Here is a 16,435-nt window from a genome sequence, read left to right as displayed (position 1 = left end):
CCTCACCGTTTCCTCGCCGCGGGCGCCCCGGGGAATCCGGCCAGGCGGCCGAGCGGCGGCGCGAGGACGAGGTGCTCCGCCTCGTCGGCGCTGACCGGCTCGGCGAAGAGGTACCCCTGGCCGAGCCGGCAGCCCATGGAGATCAGCAACTCCTGCTGCCTGACGTCCTCCACTCCTTCGGCGATCACCGTGAGGCCGAGTGTGTCCGCGAGATGCGTGATGCCCTCGACCAAGGCGTACTGTTCGGGTGAGCGCCCGAGCTCGTGGATGAACGACTTGTCGATCTTGAGTATCGAGATGGGGAACTCACGCAGATAGCTCAGCGACGAGTAGCCTGTTCCGAAATCGTCGACCGCGATACGGATCCCGAGGTCGGTGAGCGAACTCATCTCCGCCAGGATACGTTCGTCGTTGTACATCAGCACACTCTCGGTCAGTTCCAGTATGAGAGACGACGGTTCGATGCCGGAGAGGTCCAGGGCGCGCCGGATCACCTGGTAGAACTCCTCGTCCCGGAACTGACGCGGTGACACATTCACACTGATGTAAGGTGCGCTGCGCTCGGTCGTCCCCTCGCGTCGCAGGGAGCCCTGCCACCGGACAGCCTCGGTCGCGGCCTGATCCAGCACCCAGGCACCGAGCGGAACGATCTGGCCGCTCTCCTCGGCCAGCGTGATGAACTGCTCCGGCATCAGCATGCCGCGCGTGGCGTGGGGCCAGCGAACGAGCGCCTCGAAGCCGACGATCTGACCTCTGGTCAGCTCCACGATGGGCTGGTAAAGCACCATGAACGACGTCTCGATCGACGAACTGTCCAGTCCTTCCTGCAACTTGGCCCGCTCGGCCATGCCCCTTTGAAGGTCCGGGTGGTAGCGGCGCCACTGGCGCTTGCCCGCCGTCTTCGCCGCGTACAGCGCGAGATCGGCGTGGGTCAGCAGTTCGACCGAGTCGACGCTGTCCTCCGTCGTCGCGACGCCGATGCTCGCGTACGTGCCCACCGGCCCCAAACTGAGCCTGAACGGCTCGGCGAACACGCTCATCACGTGCTCGGTGAACCGCTCCACGCCCGTCGGCGAGACGGAGCCCTCCACCAGCAGGGCGAACTCGTCGCCGCCGATGCGCGCCGCGGTGTCGGAGGCACGGACGGCGGTCTGGAGGCGGAGTGACACGGCGACCAGCAGTTCGTCGCCCACACTGTGGCCGTGTATGTCGTTGACGACCTTGAAGTCGTCCACGTCGATGAAGAGCACGCCGACCACCGTGCCGTCGCGCTGAGCCTGCACCAGGGCGTGGCTGACCCGGTCCTGGAAGAGCACGCGGTTGGCCAGGCCGGTGAGCGAGTCGTGGAACGCCTGGTGGGTGAGTTCGCGTTCGAGCTTGAGCTGTTCGGTCACGTCCCGCAGGGTGAGCACCACCCCGCCGACGGTCGCCTCCTCACGCAGGTCGCTCCACCTCACCTCGACCTCGATGGACGTCCGGTCGGCGCGGACCATGCGCCAGTGCTCGCGCCTGTTCTGGTACTCGCCGCTGCGTATCCGGCCGAGTGTCTCGGCCACCGCGCGGCTGTCCTGCGGCGGCACCAGATCGATGAGGGGGGTGCCCTCCAGGCCCGGAACGCCGAGCATCTGATCGGCGGACGGGCTGGCGTAACGGACCCGGTTGTCGTCGTCCAGGATGAGGATGACGTCGGAGGCGTTCTGCACCAGCGTGCGGAAATACGCTTCGCTGTTGCGCCGGTTGACCTCCCGGGCGAGGGCGATCCGCGCCACGGCAAGTGCCGTCTGCGCGGCGAGAGTCGCCAGCGTGTCGTGGAGCACGAGCAGGTCCTGCTCGTCCCCGGCCACGATCAGCGCCCCGATCAGCGGATCGCCCGAGGGGTGATCCTGCGAGGTGAGCGGGCAGACGAGCGCGTGGCGGGTGCGGGTCGGCTCCTCGTCCTGAGCCGTGAGGCAGGCGGCAAGAGCGGGCCCCACACCGTCGAGGGCCACCAGGCGGCTCTCGCCGGACGCCATCAGTTCGTGGACGGCTGCGGTTCCCCGCGCGGACAGGGGCCCGCGTACGCCGCCGTGATCCCCGTTCACCCAGAGCGCGTTGTCCGGCACGGTGAGCAGCGCGGAATGCGGCGGACCGTGCGGCATGAGCTGCGTCACCGCGGTGTGGACGGCAGCGGCCACATCCCGCGGGTCGCCCGCTCCGCCCAGCGACGACACGGCGATGCGCAGCGCCTTCTCCCGGCCGAGCGCCTGCCGGTGGGTCGCCGCCACGCCCGCCAGGCGGTAGAGCACGAGGACGAAGAGCACCGCGGAGAACACCCCGACCACGCCGACGTTGGTACTCACGCCGCGCACCGCCGTCATCAGGAGGATGGCCGGCGCGATCAGCGACGCCAGGGTGAGCAGGCTCAGCCGGCCCATGCCGGTCTCGGCGCGCCATGCCACCGGCTGGGTCAGCGACCGCATGGACGGATGCAGCGCGGCGACCGCCCAGGCGCCGTACAGCACGGCCCAGCCGAGATCGACCGCGGTACCCGTGCGCCAGGTCCCGTTCAGCTGTATCAGGCCGTAGGCCACGTCGGCGACGAGCAGGCCGAAGGTGCCCACGGTGAGCAGCACGAGCGAGGGGCTCTTGCCGCCACGGCCGGCGAGCAGGCGCAGCAGCATCGCCAGGACGAGGATGTCGCCGAGCGGATAGGCCATGGAGAACGCCTTCTGCACCCAGCTGAGATCCTCGAGGTGGGCGTACGGCTCGATGAGGAAGAGCCACGACAGCAGTGCCAGTCCGACGGTCAGCGTCAGCGCGTCGACGAGGCTCGCGCGGTCCCGCCCACTCGTGCGCCAGCGGACGAAGCCCTGCAGCCCGGCCGCATAGAGCGGATATGCCGCGAGATAGAAGCCGTCGGCGATCGACGGAAACGGGTTCTGCCCGTGGAACTGGAGGAGGATGATCTGGGTGGCCTGGCCCGCGGCGAAGGCGAAGTTTCCTGCGGCGAGCAACAGCCAGGGGAGTCGATGCGCGGGGTGGTTGAGAAGGACGCCGAGGACGATACCGATGACGCCGGTCGCTCCTATGGCGACGAAGATCAGCCGCTGTTCCGGAAAGATGTAGTAGAACGTGGTCAGCACGACGATGCATGTGCTGACCACGGCCATCGCGGCGGCCCTGCCTCGCAGTCGCGCGGTCACCCAATTCACCTCCGGAGAGCCACTGATCGGGCGGACGGAGCGGGGCGAACGGCACCGGGCGACGGCGGAGAAGCCCGTAGAATCGGGCTGACAAAGGAGAATTATCGGGTCCGGGAGTCGGTCCTGGTCGCCTGTGAACACGGTCGCCGATATACACGGTCGCCGGTATACGCGGCGGTATGCGGGCTCCTTCTCGCCGAGACATCTACGTGTCCTGCATCCAGCTTACTCGGCTCGCCATTTCCCGCACGCGCACGGAGAGATACGGCGTCGCGTCGCGATATACGGCACCATGCGTGAAAATGCAGGACGCGAAAACCGGGCGGCGGCTCCAGCGCGGGCTTGATTTCGCGTCTTCCGCCGCGCAGGAGACATCGTCAGGCATGGGTGCGCATCCGTGACCGGGCAGCTCGAGGTGCCCCGGTTCGAAGCCGGTCCGTCGCTGCCGGACCCCGGGGGCTCGGGCCTGGTGTCGATGAGAGGACGAAGGCCGTCTCGACCAGAGCGATGTGGCTGAACGCCTGTGGTGCGTTGCCCAGTTGACGGCCTTCGTCCGGGTCCCACTGTTCGGCGAGCAGTCCGAGGTCGTTGCGGACGGCGAGGACGCGCTCGAAGGTCTCCCGGGCCTGCCGCGGGTGGCCGGTCGCGGCGAGGGCATCGGCGTACCACAGGGAGCACGACACGAACGCGCCCTCCCGGCCGTGCAGGCCGTCGACGTCGTGCGTGCCGAGGCCGTCCGGCGCGTACCGCCGGACGAACCCGCCGTGGCCGAGCCGTCGTACGGCCCGGACGGTGCCACGCACCCGCTCGTCGCGTGCCGGCAGGAAGCCGAGCCGGGGGATCAGCAGGGCGGAGGCGTCCAGGGCCGAGGAGCCGTACGACTGCACGAACGAGCCCTGGTCCGCGTTCCAGCCCTCGCGGCAGACCTCCCGACGCACCTCCTCGCGCATGGCCTGCCACTCGCCCGCGGATCCGTTCCGGCCGAGCAGCCGGCCCATGCGCACCGCCCGGTCGGCGGCCACCCACGCCATCACCTTGGAGTGGACGAACTGCCGCCTGGGGCCCCGCACCTGCCACAGTCCCTGGTCCGGTTCGCGCCAGTGCCGGTGCAGGTAGCCCATCAGCGCCTCCACCAGGTCCCAGACGTGGGCGGGCATGGAGATCCCCGCCCGCAGCGACAGAAAGAGCGTGTCCATGACCTCGCCGTACACGTCCAGCTGGAACTGGCCCACCGCCGAGTTCCCGAACCGCACCGGCCGGGATCCCTCGTAGCCGGGCAGCCATGGCGCCTCGGTCTCCGGCAGCAGCCGCTGCCCCTTGACGCCGTACACGGTCTGCAGATCGGCGGGATCACCGGCGATGGCCCGTACCAGCCAGTCCAGCCAGGCCGTGGCCTCCTCCCGGTAGCCGCTGCGCAGCAGGCAGGACAGGGTGAGGGTGGAGTCGCGCAGCCAGCAGTAGCGGTGGTCCCAGTTGCGTTCGCCTCCGATGCAGCCGGGCAGCGAGGTGGTCGGTGCGGCGACGATGCCGCCGGTGGGCGCGTAGGTGAGGGCCTTCAGGGTGATCAGCGATCGCACCACGGCCTCCCGCCACGGTCCCCGGTAGCGGCACCGGGCGCTCCAGCGCCGCCAGTAGTCGGCGGTCTCCTTGAGCACCGTCTCCGCCGGGACGGCAAGCGACGTGGGCGGCTCGGGCCGGTGCGAGGGCGACCATGCCAGCGTCAGCGCCAGACGCCGACCGGCCGGGACGGTGAAGTCCCAGACCATCGCGTCCGTGTCACCGAGCGCCCGCACCGGGCCGTCGGCGCCGAGCCAGACGGCGTCCGGACCGGCGACCGCGACGGTGCCGCAGCCGGCGTCCCGCACCCACGGCACGACCCGGCCCTGGTGGAAGCGCAACCGCAGTTCGCTGCGCATGGGCACGGCACCCGCCAGGCCCTCGATCACACGCACGAGGCACGGCAGTTCGGCCCGCGGCGGCATGAAGTCGGTGACGCGTACCGTGCCGGCCGCTGTCTCCCACACGGTGTCCAGGACCAGGGTGTCGGGCCGGTAGGCGCGGCGGGTGCAGAGGCCGCCGTGGGTGACGGGTGCGATCCGCCAGAAGCCGTTGTCCTCGGTGCCCAGCAGGGCGGCCAGGCAGGACGGTGAGTCGAAGCGAGGCAGGCACAGCCAGTCCACCGACCCGTCCCGGCCGACCATGGCGGCGGTCTCCAGGTCACTGATGAGGGCGTAGTCCTCAATGGGCGCGCTCATGGCGGAACCTTCATGGAAGTCGCGTTCCGTCCCTGCTCGGTCCGCGGCAGCAGCGGCTCCCACCACAAGCGGTGTGTCCGGTACCAGCCGACGGTCTCCGCGAGGCCCGCGGCCAGGTCTTGGCGCGGTGCGAAGCCGAGCTCCGTGCGGATCTTCGTGAAGTCGACCGAGTAGCGCCAGTCGTGGCCCTTGCGGTCCTCGACGTATCTGACCATCCCCCAGTCGGCACCGCAGGCGCGCAGCAACAGCCCGGTCAGCTGCCGGTTGGACAGTTCGTGGCCGGCTCCGATGTTGTAGACCTCGCCCGGGCGGCCCCGGGTCCGGACGAGTTCGATGCCCCGCACGTGGTCGTCGACGTGGATCCAGTCGCGGACGTTGTGCCCGTCGCCGTACAGCGGCACGGGCTCGCCGTCCAGCAGCCGGGTGATGAAGAGGGGGACGACCTTCTCGGGGTACTGGTGGGGGCCGTAGGTGTTGGAGCAGCGGGTGACCCGGACGTCCAGGCCGTGGGTGCGGTGGTAGGAGAGCGCGATGAGGTCCGAGGCGGCCTTGGACGCGGAGTAGGGCGAGTTGGGGCGCAGCGGGTCGGTCTCCGGCCAGGAGCCGGTGCGGATCGAGCCGTAGACCTCGTCGGAGGAGATGTGGACGAAGTTCTTCGGCGCGTGGCGCAGGGCCGCGTCCAGGAGGGTCTGGGTGCCCAGGACGTTCGTGTGGACGAAGGTGTCGGCGCCCAGGATGGAGCGGTCGACGTGGGACTCGGCGGCGAAGTGCACGACGTGGTCGTGGGCGGCGACCAGCCCGTCGACGAGTTCCGCGTCGCAGATGTCTCCTAGGACGAAGGCGAAGCCGTCCGTGTGGCGGACTTCGTCGAGGTTGGCGGGGTTGCCGGCGTAGGTGAGTTTGTCGAGCACGGTCACGGCGACGCCCGGCGGCCCGTTCGGGCCGAGCAGGGCGCGGACGTAGGCCGAGCCGATGAAGCCGGCTCCGCCGGTGACGAGGACGCGGGTCGTGGTCATGACGGTATCTGCACCTTGCTGTGGTCGCCGAGGACCAGCCGGTTCACGGCGGGGGTCCGCGGCGCGGGGGTCACCTCGACGTCGTGGCCGATGAGCGAGACCTCGATCCGGCGGGTGCCGACGACGGTCGCCCGCCCCAGCACGATGGAGTACTCGATCTCGCTCCCCTCGATCCGGCAGTCCTCGGCGATCGAGGTGAAGGGTCCGACGTAGGAGTCGGCGATGACGGTTCCGGCGCCGATGACGGCCGGCCCGACGACACGGCTGCCGAACACTTTGGCGCCGTCCTCGATCCTGACCCGGCCGATGATCTCGCTGGCGGCGTCGACGCTGCCGCCGGTCCACGGCTGGAGAGTCTCGAGCACGGAGCGGTTGACCTCGAGCATGTCGGTGACGTTGCCGGTGTCCTTCCAGTAGCCGGAGATCGTCGTGGCGCGCACCTCCCGGCCGGCATCCATGAGCCACTGGATCGCGTCGGTGATCTCCAGCTCGCCGCGCCGGGAGGGCCGGATCGACCGTACGGCCTCGTGTACGGCGGGGGTGAAGAGGTAGACGCCGACCAGCGCCAGGTCGCTGCGGGGACGCTGGGGCTTCTCCTCCAGGGCCACCACGCGTCCCGCCGCGTCCAGTTCTGCGATGCCGAAGGCGGTGGGGTCGAAGACGTGGGTCAGCAGGATGCGGGCGTCGGGGCGTTCGCGGCGGAAGTCGTCGACCACGCCGGAGATGCCGCCGACGATGAAGTTGTCGCCGAGGTACATCACGAAGTCGTCGTCGCCGAGGAAGTCCCGGGCGATGAGGACGGCGTGGGCGAGGCCGAGCGGAGCCTCCTGGGGCAGGTAGGTCACGTCCAGGCCGAAGCGGGAGCCGTCGCCGACGGCCGCGCGGATCTCCGGTGCCGTGTCCCCGACGATGACGCCGGTCTGCCGGACACCGGCGGCGGCGATGGCCTCCAGGCCGTAGAACAGCACGGGCTTGTTGGCCACCGGGACCAGTTGCTTGGCCGAGGTGTGGGTGATGGGGCGGAGCCGGGTACCGGCGCCGCCGCACAGGACGAGTGCTTTCATGAGGGCCGTCCTACGGTGGAGCGGTGCGGGGGCCGTACGAGGGTGTCGGGCTGCGTTGCGAACCACTCGACGGTGCGGCGCAGCCCTTCTTCCAGCGGCACCTCGGGGTGCCAGCCGAGCCGTTCCCGGGCCCGGGTGACGACCGGCCGTCGGCGGACCGGGTCGTCGACGGGCAGCGGAAGCAGGCGCACGGCGCTGCGCGACCCGGTGATCTGCAGCACCACCACCGCGAGCTCCCGCACCGTCCGCTCGGCCGGGTTGCCGAGGTTGAACGGGCCCGTGTGCGACGCGTCGATCATGGCTGTCAGACCGCGGACCAGGTCGTCGACGTAGCAGAAGCTACGCGTCTGGCTGCCGTCGCCGTGCACGGTCAGGGGCTCCCCGGCGAGGGCCTGCCGGATGAAGGTGGAGACCACCCGGCCGTCGTCCGCCCGCATGCGGGGCCCGTACGTGTTGAAGATCCGCACGATGCCGGTGTCGGCGCTGCGGCTGCTCCGGTAAGCCGTGGTGACGGCCTCGGCGTAGCGCTTGGCCTCGTCGTAGACGCTGCGCGGGCCGATGGGGTTGACGTGCCCCCAGTAGTCCTCGTCCTGCGGATGCACCTGGGGGTCGCCGTAGACCTCGCTGGTGGACGCCAGGACGAAGCGTGCCCCGTGGCGGACCGCCAGCTCCAGCAGGTTCTCCGTGCCCCGGCTGCCCGCGGCCAGCGTCTGCAGGGGGTGGCGCTGGTAGTCGGAAGGCGAGGCGGGGCTCGCCAGGTGGACGACCGCGTCGACGTCCCCGAAGACCCGGAAGCGGGAGGTGACGTCGCACGGTGTGCAGTGGAAGCCGGGCATGCGCAGCAGGTGGGCGATGTTGGCCGCCCGGCCCGAGGAGAAGTCGTCCAGGCAGCAGACCGTGTCGCCCCGGCCCAGCAGCGCTTCGCACAGGTGCGATCCCAGGAAACCGCCCCCGCCTGCCACCACGACACGCATGATGTCCTCCTGCCGGTCAGCCGAGCCGCGGACGGCCGGGCGCGCACAGGGTCCAGCCCGCCGCGCACCAGGTCTCCGGGTCGAGGGTGTGGCGCGCGTCGACGATCGCCGGGGTGCGCACCGCGGTGGCGAGGGCGGCCGGGTCGAGCTCCCGGTACTGGGGCCACTCGGTGAGGTGCAGCACCACGTCGGCGTGCTCGCACGCCTTGGTCACGTCCAGGGCGAACTGCAGCGCGGGGTACGCCGCCCGGGCGTTGTCCACCGCCTCCGGGTCGTGGACGCGGACCTGTGCGCCCCGGTGCCGGACCTCCTCCGCGACCGCGAGCGCGGGCGAGTCGCGGACGTCGTCGCTGCGGGGCTTGAAGGCGGCCCCGAGGACCGCGACGTTCCGGTGGGCGAAGGACCCTCCGACCAGCCGCTGCGCGAGCTCGACAGTGCGCCACCGCTGCCGGGTGTTGATCGCGTCGACCTCCCGGAGGAAGGCCACCGACTCCCCCAGGCCCAGTTCCTCCGCACGGGCGGCGAAGGCCCGGATGTCCTTGGGCAGGCAGCTGCCGCCGAACCCGAGCCCGGGCGCCAGGAAGCGGGAGCCGATGCGGGAGTCCGCGCCCATCGCCTCCGCGAGGGTGAGGACGTCGGCACCGGTGGCGTCGCAGATCTCGGCCATGGCGTTGATGAAGGAGACCTTCGTGGCGAGGAAGGAGTTCGACGCCAGCTTGACCAGTTCGGCGGTGGCGGTGTCGGTCATGATGAACGGCATGCCGCCCGCGAGGAGCGGGGCGTAGATCTCCCGGAGCCGTCCCTCGGCGTGTGCCGTGCGGACTCCCGCGACGATGCGTTCCGGCCGCAGGGTGTCCTGGACGGCGCACCCTTCCCGCAGGAACTCCGGGTTCCAGGCGACGTCGGCGTCGGGTGCGGTCGCGCGCAGCCGCCGGGCGAGCCGGTCCGCCGTACCCACCGGCACGGTGGACTTGCCGACCACGAGGACATGCCCGCTGCCCGCCAGGTGGGGCGCCAGTCCGTCCACGGCGCTCTCGACGTGCCGCAGGTCGGCGGCGCCGGATCCGGGCCGCTGCGGGGTGCCGACGCACACGAAGTGCGTACCGGCGAAGCGGGCCCCCTCGGCCATCGACGTGGTGAACCGCAGCCGCCCGCTGTCCACGGTCCGCCTGAGCATCCCGCCGAGTCCCGGCTCGAAGAACGGGGTCCGCCCGGCGGCGAGCGCGGCGATCCGCTCCGCGTCGACGTCCACGCCGAGGACTTCGTGCCCGATCTCCGCCATGCAGGCGGCGTGGACCGCTCCTACGTATCCGGTACCGATGACTGTCAGGCGCATGGTGGTCTCCGGTGTGGTGGGGGCGTCCATGTCAGCCCCATGCCAGTACGCGTGGGGTCCGCGGGCGTCAGGCGCCGGTGGGCGGTGGGAGGGGTGTGGGTCGGCCGGGTCCTCGGCACTCCCAGCAGTTCGCGATAGCAGGCGTCGAGGCGGGCGCACATGTCCTCGGGTGCGAAGAGGGCCCGTACCCGGTCTCGTCCCTGCCGCCCCATCTCGGCGGCTTCGCGGGGGTGTTCGAGCAGCCATCCGACCGCGCGGACGAGGGCTTCCGAGTCGCCCGGTTCCGCGAGCAGGCCCGTGGCACCGTGCTCCACCAGGTCGGGCACTCCGTTGACCGCTGTCGCGACGACCGGCCGGGCCGCCGCGAGCGCCTCCGTGAGGGCGCGGCCGAGTCCCTCGTACAGAGATGTGATGACGAAGACGTCCAGCCCGGCTACGAGTGCGGCGGCGTCCGGGCGGTGACCGGTGAGCCGTATCTCGACGCCCAGTTCAGCGGCGAGCCGCCGGACGTCCCCGGCCAGCGGCCCGTCGCCGATCATGACGAATGCGGTGTCGGGGAGCACTCCCTGGAGAGCGGCGGCCATCCGGACGAAGTCCAGCGGCGCCTTCTGGGCGTCGATCCGCCCGACGGTGCCGATGAGCGTCACCTCGGGCGGCACACCGAGCGCACGTCGTGCGGCCGGTTCGAACCCGTCGGGAATGCGTGCCAGCTCCACCGCCGACGGCACGACGTGGACGCTGCCGGGAGGAGCCAGCCGCTCCTCGACGACCTCGCGCGCCACGCGCGGCGCGACGGCGAGGTAGCGGTGGGCGAGGCGCCGCGTCACCCGTTCGAGCCAGTGGTAAATCCTGCGCCGGGTCGGCGGCATGCGGTCGTGGAAGCTCAGGCCATGGAAGGTGTGCACCACCACCGGCGTGCGGCACAGCCGTGCCGCCAACCGGCCGAGGAAGCCGCCCTTCGCGGAGTGGGTGTGCACGACGGTGAAGCGTTCGCGGCGGACCAGCCGGATCAGCCGCCAGAGCACGAGGACGTCCACCGGGGTGAGAACGTGGCGGAACTCCGGGATCTCGACTGTGCGCACCCCCGCGGCCCGGGCCCGGTCCCACAGTTCACCGCCCGGCCCGCCCGCGATCCACACCTCGTACCGCTCAGGGTCCATCCCCACGGCGGACAGCAGGGTGTTGCCGCCGGCACCGCCCTGCATACGGGTGATCACATGGAGCACCTTGACGCGCGGCAGCACCGGCTGCGCCGGCAGCCGGTCGGCCGGTGTCGCGCGCGGTGGCGGTGCGGGCCAGTCAGGGACCGCGCCCACGGGAGAGGTGGTCGTCGCAAGAGCCGGGGCCGACATTTCACCACTCCCTTCCCGATGTGTATATTTACGTCGTATACGTACATATTCCCTCTCGTGTGAAGCCGGGTCAAGCCGACTGCTCAACGGACGGAGGAGGCGCGATGGCCCTGGTCGGACTGGAACGCATCGAGCGGCTGCTGGTGTGTCCGCGCTGCCGTTCGCCCCTGAGCGCGGCGCGCGACGTCTTCTCCTGCACGTCGCCCCAGTGCCCGCACCACACGTCGGCCGGGTTCCCGGTGATCGGCCGGTGGCCGGTCCTCGTCGACTTCGAGCGAAGCGTGGTTCGCCGTGAGGACTTCGCGGACGGCACCGGACACACTCGGCAGAATCCCCTCGGCCGCGCCTCCCGGCTGCCCCGCCCGCTGCGCCGCCTCTGGAAGCCGTCAAACCGGGTAGCGGCCCGGAACATCGACGTACTGATGCGCGCTCTTCCCGGCTCCGCCCCGACGCTGCTCGTCGTCGGCGGCGGGACGGTGGGCAACGGCGTGGAGGCGGTCTACCGCGATCCGCGTGTCCAGGTCATCGCCTTCGACCTCGTCGGCAGCCCGGTGACCCAGTTCATCGCGGACGCCCATCACATCCCGCTGCCCACGGCGAGCGTCGACGGAGTGCTGGTGCAGGCCGTACTGGAGCACGTGCTCGATCCGGCCCTGGTCGTCGCCGAGGTCCACCGGGTCCTGAAGAGCGACGGCCTCGTCTACGCGGAGACCCCGTTCCTGCAGCAGGTGCACGCCGGGCCCTGCGACTTCACGCGGTTCACCGCGAGCGGCCACCGTTATCTCTTCCGAGGGTTCGAAGAACTCGCGGCCGGTCCTGTCGCGGGTCCCGGCACCCAACTGCTCTGGAGCGTCGATCACTTGGTGCGAGGCCTGACCCGCTCCGCCTTCGCGGGCCGTGTGACGCGCCTGCTGCTGTGCTGGCTGCGGGCCCTCGACCGCCTCGTCCCGGCGCAGTACGCGATGGACGACGCCTCGGCCTACTACTTCCTGGGACGCAGGCGGGAGGGCGAGATGTCGGCCCCGGAAATCGTGGCCTATTACGGCGGGGCGCAGACGAAGACCTGAGGGGGCGTCTTCACAGAACGCACTTCGCGCATCCCCCGGTTACGACGTGCACACGCCATAAAACATACGCCGTAAATTGACGAACGAAGGAGTCAGCGGCCCCGCAGTTGCGCGCCCAGATCAAAGATCGATTCACGGGCAGGCTCTGATGTCAAGTCTGGCAATGGAACAAGTCTGGGGTAGAGTGCGCCACTCGAGCGGGCGCGCCCGCTAAAATTGTTCCATGCACACGGAGTCACTGGTTTGCACCGAGCACAGAGATCGCAGGCGGAGACACCCTCCAATTTCAGCCCCATCTCCCGCAGGTCGATATTGGCGCTGATATCAATCCCTCTTCTCACTGCAGGACGACGCCCTTCCAGCGACGGCGGCAAAGTCCTCGTCGCGGACTACGCCACGCCCCAGTTGGCGGCCAACGCCGCCGCCGGAAAGCGCCTCGTCTTCCCGGCAGGGCGGACGTACACGGTCACTTCGCTGTCGATTCCGGCGAACTGCTACGTCGAAGGCAACGGTTCGATCCTGCGCTTCCCCGACAACTCCACCGCGTCGACCGGGCAAAGCGACGAGATCCTGAAGGTGAGTGGCTCGGGCGTCACGATCGACAACCTCACACTCGACGGACGTGCGGCGAACCAGGGAGCCACCTGGTCTCAGTTCCGCCATTGCGTGAGGATCCACGGAAACTTCAGCAACGTGGTTGTCAAGAACTGCCGACTCACCAATATCATCGGCGACGGCGTCTATGTGAACATTGGCAGTTCCGCCACGAATTGCATTATCGGGCCGAACAACACGTTCACGTCTGATCACTTCAACCGGAACGGTGTTTCCATCATCGCCGGTACGCACATCGAGGTGCATAACAACACCTTTACCAATTGTTCGCGTTCCGGAATGCCCGGGCCCATCGACCTCGAGCCCAACTCATCCAGCGAGACGTTGTCCGACGTATTCGTTCACCACAACACGATCGTCGGCGGTTCCGCGACCGGTACAGGTACGTTGCCGGGCATCGTGTACAGCGGCTTCCAGAACGCGGCAGCCAACAACATCCACATCCATGACAACAACATCAGTGGAACCAGGTTCACGGACGGTGTCCTGATCATCGGCATCAGCGGCGGTCCGTTCAACGCCGCGAAGAACCTGAACGTCTACCGGAACAACATCCACAACATTGGGAATGCGAACAGGTTCGGCGTCGGCATCAACCACTACATAGGCGCGAATGTGTACGATAACACGTTCGACGGCATGCAGTGGGCCATATACAACTACAAGGGCGCTCTGGGCACGTCGACCGGTAACACGTTCATCGGAGTGACAACGGACATCACCAATGACGATCCACACTATTCATAGCTGAACAGGGATGTCGGGGCGGCCGGTGCGTGCGGCCGTCAGCATCGCCGCGAGTCCGTCCCGCAGGCCCGTTGCCGGCCGGTAGCCGAACGCCTCACGTGCGCGGGTGATGTCGGCCGCGGTACGCCGGGCATCGCCCGGCTGGCGCGGCACGCGGACCACACGCACCGGCGTGCCGAGCAGGCGGAGCAGGGCGATGGCCTCGTTCATCGTCACCTCGCAGCCGCCACCCACGTTGGCGACACCGCTCCACGAGGAGAGCGCCACCTCGCGCATGGCGGTCACCACATCGGTGACGTAGGTGAAGTCGCGGCTCTGCTCCCCGTCCCCGTAGAGCACGAACGGACGCTCACTGATCGCGGTCGCGATCAGCCGTGAGAACGCCATGTCGGGTCGCTGCCCCGGCCCGTAGACGCTGAACAGCCGCAACGAGGCGACGGGGACACCGAAGGCGGCACGATAGGCCTCGCACAGGTGCTCTGCGGCGAGCTTCGTCACGCCGTACGGGGAGACGGGGGCAGGGCGCACGGTCTCCCTGGTCGGGTACGCCTCGGCGTCTCCGTACACCGACGAACTGGAGGCGTAGACGAGGCGGCGCAGGCCGATGGCGCGGGCCGCCTCCAGCACGCGCTGGGTCGCCAGGACGTTGCGTTCCACGTAGACGGCGAACTCCGGACCCCAGGATCCGCGGACGCCGGGCTGGCCCGCGAGGTGGTAGACCGCGTCGGCATGGGCGAAGACCGGCTCCAGGGGAACCCGGAGCAGATCGGCCCGCCGGAAGGCGAATCCGTCCCGGTCCAGCAGCGGGCCGAGGTTCTCCCGCTTGCGCGCCGGGGCGTAGAAGTCCGTCATGGCGTCGACGCCGACCACCTCGTCGCCACGCGACAACAGGTGTTCGCACAGGTGGGAACCGATGAATCCGGCTGCCCCGGTCACGATCGCGCGCATAAGGATCGGCCTTCCTCGGTGTGCCGTGTGCCGGCATCGCCCGGCCGGTCGGAGCAGGGGCCGGAGCCACCCCTGTCCCAGAGGCCGGACAGCACGTACCACAGCGTTCGGACGATGTAACCCATCACGGTGGTCAGGGAGTTACGGGAAAGGAGTTCCGCGTCCAGCTCGGCACGCAGCGGAACCAGGACCGCGAAGTAGTACTCCTCCCGATCCGGCCTGTCGTCGAGCAGCGCGGCGTGCGCGCGTGAACGGAGCTGGCACGGTCCGGTGAGCCCCGGCCGGTGGCGGAACAACCACTGGTGTTCGGGAGGGAAACGCACAGCCAGGTCGACCGACTCCGGGCGCGGTCCCACCAGCGTCATGTCACCGCGCAGCACGTTGATCAGCTGCGGCAGTTCGTCCAGGTGGAAGCGCCTGAGCAACTGTCCCGTGCCGGTCACGCGTGAGTCGCGGCCGTTGGTGAGTGCGGAACCGGTCGCACCGGTGTGCATGGTCCGGAACTTGTAGAGGGTGAACTCGCGTGCGCCCTCCCCGATCCGCTGCTGCCGGAAGAGCACTGGCCTGCCACTGGTGGCGCGGATCAGCACGGCCAGAAGAAGCATCAGGGGCGTCAGCACGACGAGCAGGACGAGGGCGACGACGACGTCCAGCGCGCGGCGCGTCCACGGGAGGGCCACGGGAGTCATCGGCGGCAGGGCCGGTCGGCCGCGGACGTCGGCGGACAGGGGGTGGCGGGCGCGTGCGGTCATCACCGTGCGCCACCGAGCTCCAGTGCCGAGGTCCACCGGGGGAGCCAGGCTTCGTACGAGTACCGGCGGCCGACGACGGCCCGGGCTTCGCGCCCCAGCCGCTCCCGGGCGGCGTCCGATGCCTCCAGCAGGCCCTGGATCGCGTCGGTCCACTCGCTTTGGTCGCGGGCGGCCGGCATCCCGAGCCGGTCGAGGATCTCGGCGTTCACCCCGATCGGCGTGGCCACAGCGGGCAGCCCCACGGCCCCGTACTGGAGCAGCTTGTAGCCGCACTTGCCCAGGCTGTAGGGGGTCGACGGCAGCGGCATGAGCCCGATGTCCACGTCTGCCAGCGCGGTGCGCTGGCGGTGCGGGCTCCATGCGACCCGGTCGATGAAGGTCTCGATGCGGCCCAGCGAGCGTGTCGTGGTGCCGATGAGCGTCAGGCGGGCGCCGGTGCGCCGGTGGATCTCTTCGAGCGCGCCGGCGACCAGCAGCAGGCAGTCCTCGTTGTGCCGCGAGCCGATCCAGCCGAGTCGTGGCGGGTCGTGCAGCGCGTAGAAGGTTTTCGGCGTGTAGTCCTCCGGCGCCACGCAACTGGGGATCACCACGACGTCGCGGTGGCGCCCGGCGGCCCAGTTCCCGAGGACCTCGTTGCCCGCGATGACGCGGTCGGCGTACCGAACCGCAGTCCGTGCCTTGGCCGACTTCGGCGCGAGTCTGCGCAGCGCACCACCGGCACCCCAGTCCCACTGCAGGGCGTCGTCGAAGTCGTAGACGGCGAAGTCCGCACAGGTGAGCAGCCTGCGTTCCCACCACCCGCGGCTGAGCGGGGACGCCTCCCGATGCAGCAGCAGACGTCGCGGGCGCGCGGCCGCCATCTGGTGCAGGCGCAGTTCCGCCCGCGCCACGGCCACCGGGTGCCGGGCCAGTCGGGACGGGGCGGCATCGGCGAACGACGCGTAACTGCTGACGGTGAAGTCCGTGTCGACGCGGTCCAGCCACTCGAAGACACGGACCCGCGAGCTGCCGGCTCTCCGCCCGTAGGGGGTGATCGCGCACTGCCTGAGGCGTCGGTCCATGACTTCACACCCAACACTGCAAGCTGATATCGTATATTTACGACGTAAACCAGAATATGTCTTCAT

Annotated in this window: 12 protein-coding genes; 2 read left to right on the top strand and 10 right to left on the bottom strand. The window is 69.8% G+C overall.

What is annotated here, in order from left to right:
• Positions 1–2 precede the first annotated feature (2 nt).
• The 7 genes from ACIBNA_RS11285 to ACIBNA_RS11255 form a co-directional block, all read right to left on the bottom strand.
• Complete coding sequence (locus ACIBNA_RS11285) at positions 3–3,323, bottom strand: putative bifunctional diguanylate cyclase/phosphodiesterase (RefSeq protein WP_399164955.1); 3,321 nt, start codon at positions 3,321–3,323, stop codon at positions 3–5.
• A 236-nt stretch (positions 3,324–3,559) separates the two neighbouring features.
• Positions 3,560–5,437 carry a glycoside hydrolase family 15 protein gene (locus ACIBNA_RS11280; protein WP_399164954.1) on the bottom strand — a complete coding sequence of 626 codons (1,878 nt, stop codon included), beginning with the start codon at positions 5,435–5,437 and terminating at the stop codon, positions 3,560–3,562.
• Positions 5,434–6,453 (bottom strand): dTDP-glucose 4,6-dehydratase, encoded by a 1,020-nt coding sequence (rfbB, locus tag ACIBNA_RS11275; RefSeq protein WP_399164953.1) that lies wholly within the window; start codon positions 6,451–6,453, stop codon positions 5,434–5,436. The genes ACIBNA_RS11280 and rfbB overlap by 4 nt, the downstream gene beginning before the upstream one ends.
• Positions 6,450–7,517: a glucose-1-phosphate thymidylyltransferase gene (locus tag ACIBNA_RS11270; protein ID WP_399164952.1), complete on the bottom strand. Its 1,068-nt coding sequence runs from the start codon at positions 7,515–7,517 to the stop codon at positions 6,450–6,452. The genes rfbB and ACIBNA_RS11270 overlap by 4 nt, the downstream gene beginning before the upstream one ends.
• Entirely contained in the window at positions 7,514–8,491 is a 978-nt protein-coding gene (locus ACIBNA_RS11265) for a UDP-glucuronic acid decarboxylase family protein (protein ID WP_399164951.1), read from the bottom strand. Before ACIBNA_RS11265 ends, ACIBNA_RS11270 begins: the two co-directional genes overlap by 4 nt.
• A gap of 16 nt (positions 8,492–8,507) precedes the next feature.
• Complete coding sequence (locus ACIBNA_RS11260) at positions 8,508–9,827, bottom strand: UDP-glucose dehydrogenase family protein (protein WP_399165035.1); 1,320 nt, start codon at positions 9,825–9,827, stop codon at positions 8,508–8,510.
• Complete coding sequence (locus ACIBNA_RS11255) at positions 9,818–11,143, bottom strand: glycosyltransferase family 4 protein (protein ID WP_399164950.1); 1,326 nt, start codon at positions 11,141–11,143, stop codon at positions 9,818–9,820. The genes ACIBNA_RS11260 and ACIBNA_RS11255 overlap by 10 nt, the downstream gene beginning before the upstream one ends.
• Positions 11,144–11,283: 140 nt before the next feature.
• On the opposite strand from ACIBNA_RS11255, the gene ACIBNA_RS11250 reads away from it, so the two are divergent.
• Positions 11,284–12,246, top strand: a complete 963-nt coding sequence (locus ACIBNA_RS11250; RefSeq protein ID WP_399164949.1) for a class I SAM-dependent methyltransferase — start codon at positions 11,284–11,286, stop codon at positions 12,244–12,246.
• 312 nt (positions 12,247–12,558) lie between these two features.
• Positions 12,559–13,608, top strand: coding sequence for a hypothetical protein (locus tag ACIBNA_RS11245; protein WP_399164948.1), 1,050 nt, complete (start codon positions 12,559–12,561; stop codon positions 13,606–13,608).
• On the opposite strand, the gene ACIBNA_RS11240 is transcribed toward ACIBNA_RS11245, so the two are convergent.
• Genes ACIBNA_RS11240 through ACIBNA_RS11230 form a run of 3 tightly spaced genes read right to left on the bottom strand, consistent with a single transcriptional unit; the run spans position 13,603 to position 16,369 of the window.
• Positions 13,603–14,556: an NAD-dependent epimerase/dehydratase family protein gene (locus ACIBNA_RS11240; protein ID WP_399164947.1), complete on the bottom strand. Its 954-nt coding sequence runs from the start codon at positions 14,554–14,556 to the stop codon at positions 13,603–13,605. The genes ACIBNA_RS11245 and ACIBNA_RS11240 overlap by 6 nt on opposite strands.
• Positions 14,541–15,308, bottom strand: coding sequence for a sugar transferase (locus ACIBNA_RS11235; RefSeq protein WP_399164946.1), 768 nt, complete (start codon positions 15,306–15,308; stop codon positions 14,541–14,543). The genes ACIBNA_RS11240 and ACIBNA_RS11235 overlap by 16 nt, the downstream gene beginning before the upstream one ends.
• The gene (locus tag ACIBNA_RS11230) at positions 15,308–16,369 is read right to left on the bottom strand and encodes a glycosyltransferase family 4 protein (protein ID WP_399164945.1); all 1,062 of its coding nucleotides are present in this window, start codon (positions 16,367–16,369) and stop codon (positions 15,308–15,310) included. The genes ACIBNA_RS11235 and ACIBNA_RS11230 overlap by 1 nt, the downstream gene beginning before the upstream one ends.
• Between the last annotated feature and the right edge of the window lie 66 nt (positions 16,370–16,435).

Source organism: Streptomyces sp. NPDC050164 (genome assembly GCF_044459945.1).
GTDB classification, from domain to species: Bacteria; Actinomycetota; Actinomycetes; order Streptomycetales; family Streptomycetaceae; genus Streptomyces; species Streptomyces coeruleorubidus_A.
This window is presented reverse-complemented; position numbering and strand designations above follow the sequence as displayed.

Excerpts from the sequence above, each read along its gene's own strand:
- ACIBNA_RS11280 (WP_399164954.1), bottom strand. The coding sequence starts at position 5,437 with ATGAGCGCGCCCATTGAGGACTACGCCCTCATCAGTGACCTGGAGACC.
- rfbB (WP_399164953.1), bottom strand. The coding sequence starts at position 6,453 with ATGACCACGACCCGCGTCCTCGTCACCGGCGGAGCCGGCTTCATCGGC.
- ACIBNA_RS11270 (WP_399164952.1), bottom strand. The coding sequence starts at position 7,517 with ATGAAAGCACTCGTCCTGTGCGGCGGCGCCGGTACCCGGCTCCGCCCC.
- ACIBNA_RS11265 (WP_399164951.1), bottom strand. The coding sequence starts at position 8,491 with ATGCGTGTCGTGGTGGCAGGCGGGGGCGGTTTCCTGGGATCGCACCTG.
- ACIBNA_RS11260 (WP_399165035.1), bottom strand. The coding sequence starts at position 9,827 with ATGCGCCTGACAGTCATCGGTACCGGATACGTAGGAGCGGTCCACGCC.
- ACIBNA_RS11250 (WP_399164949.1), top strand. The coding sequence starts at position 11,284 with ATGGCCCTGGTCGGACTGGAACGCATCGAGCGGCTGCTGGTGTGTCCG.
- ACIBNA_RS11240 (WP_399164947.1), bottom strand. The coding sequence starts at position 14,556 with ATGCGCGCGATCGTGACCGGGGCAGCCGGATTCATCGGTTCCCACCTG.
- ACIBNA_RS11235 (WP_399164946.1), bottom strand. The coding sequence starts at position 15,308 with ATGACCGCACGCGCCCGCCACCCCCTGTCCGCCGACGTCCGCGGCCGA.
- ACIBNA_RS11230 (WP_399164945.1), bottom strand. The coding sequence starts at position 16,369 with ATGGACCGACGCCTCAGGCAGTGCGCGATCACCCCCTACGGGCGGAGA.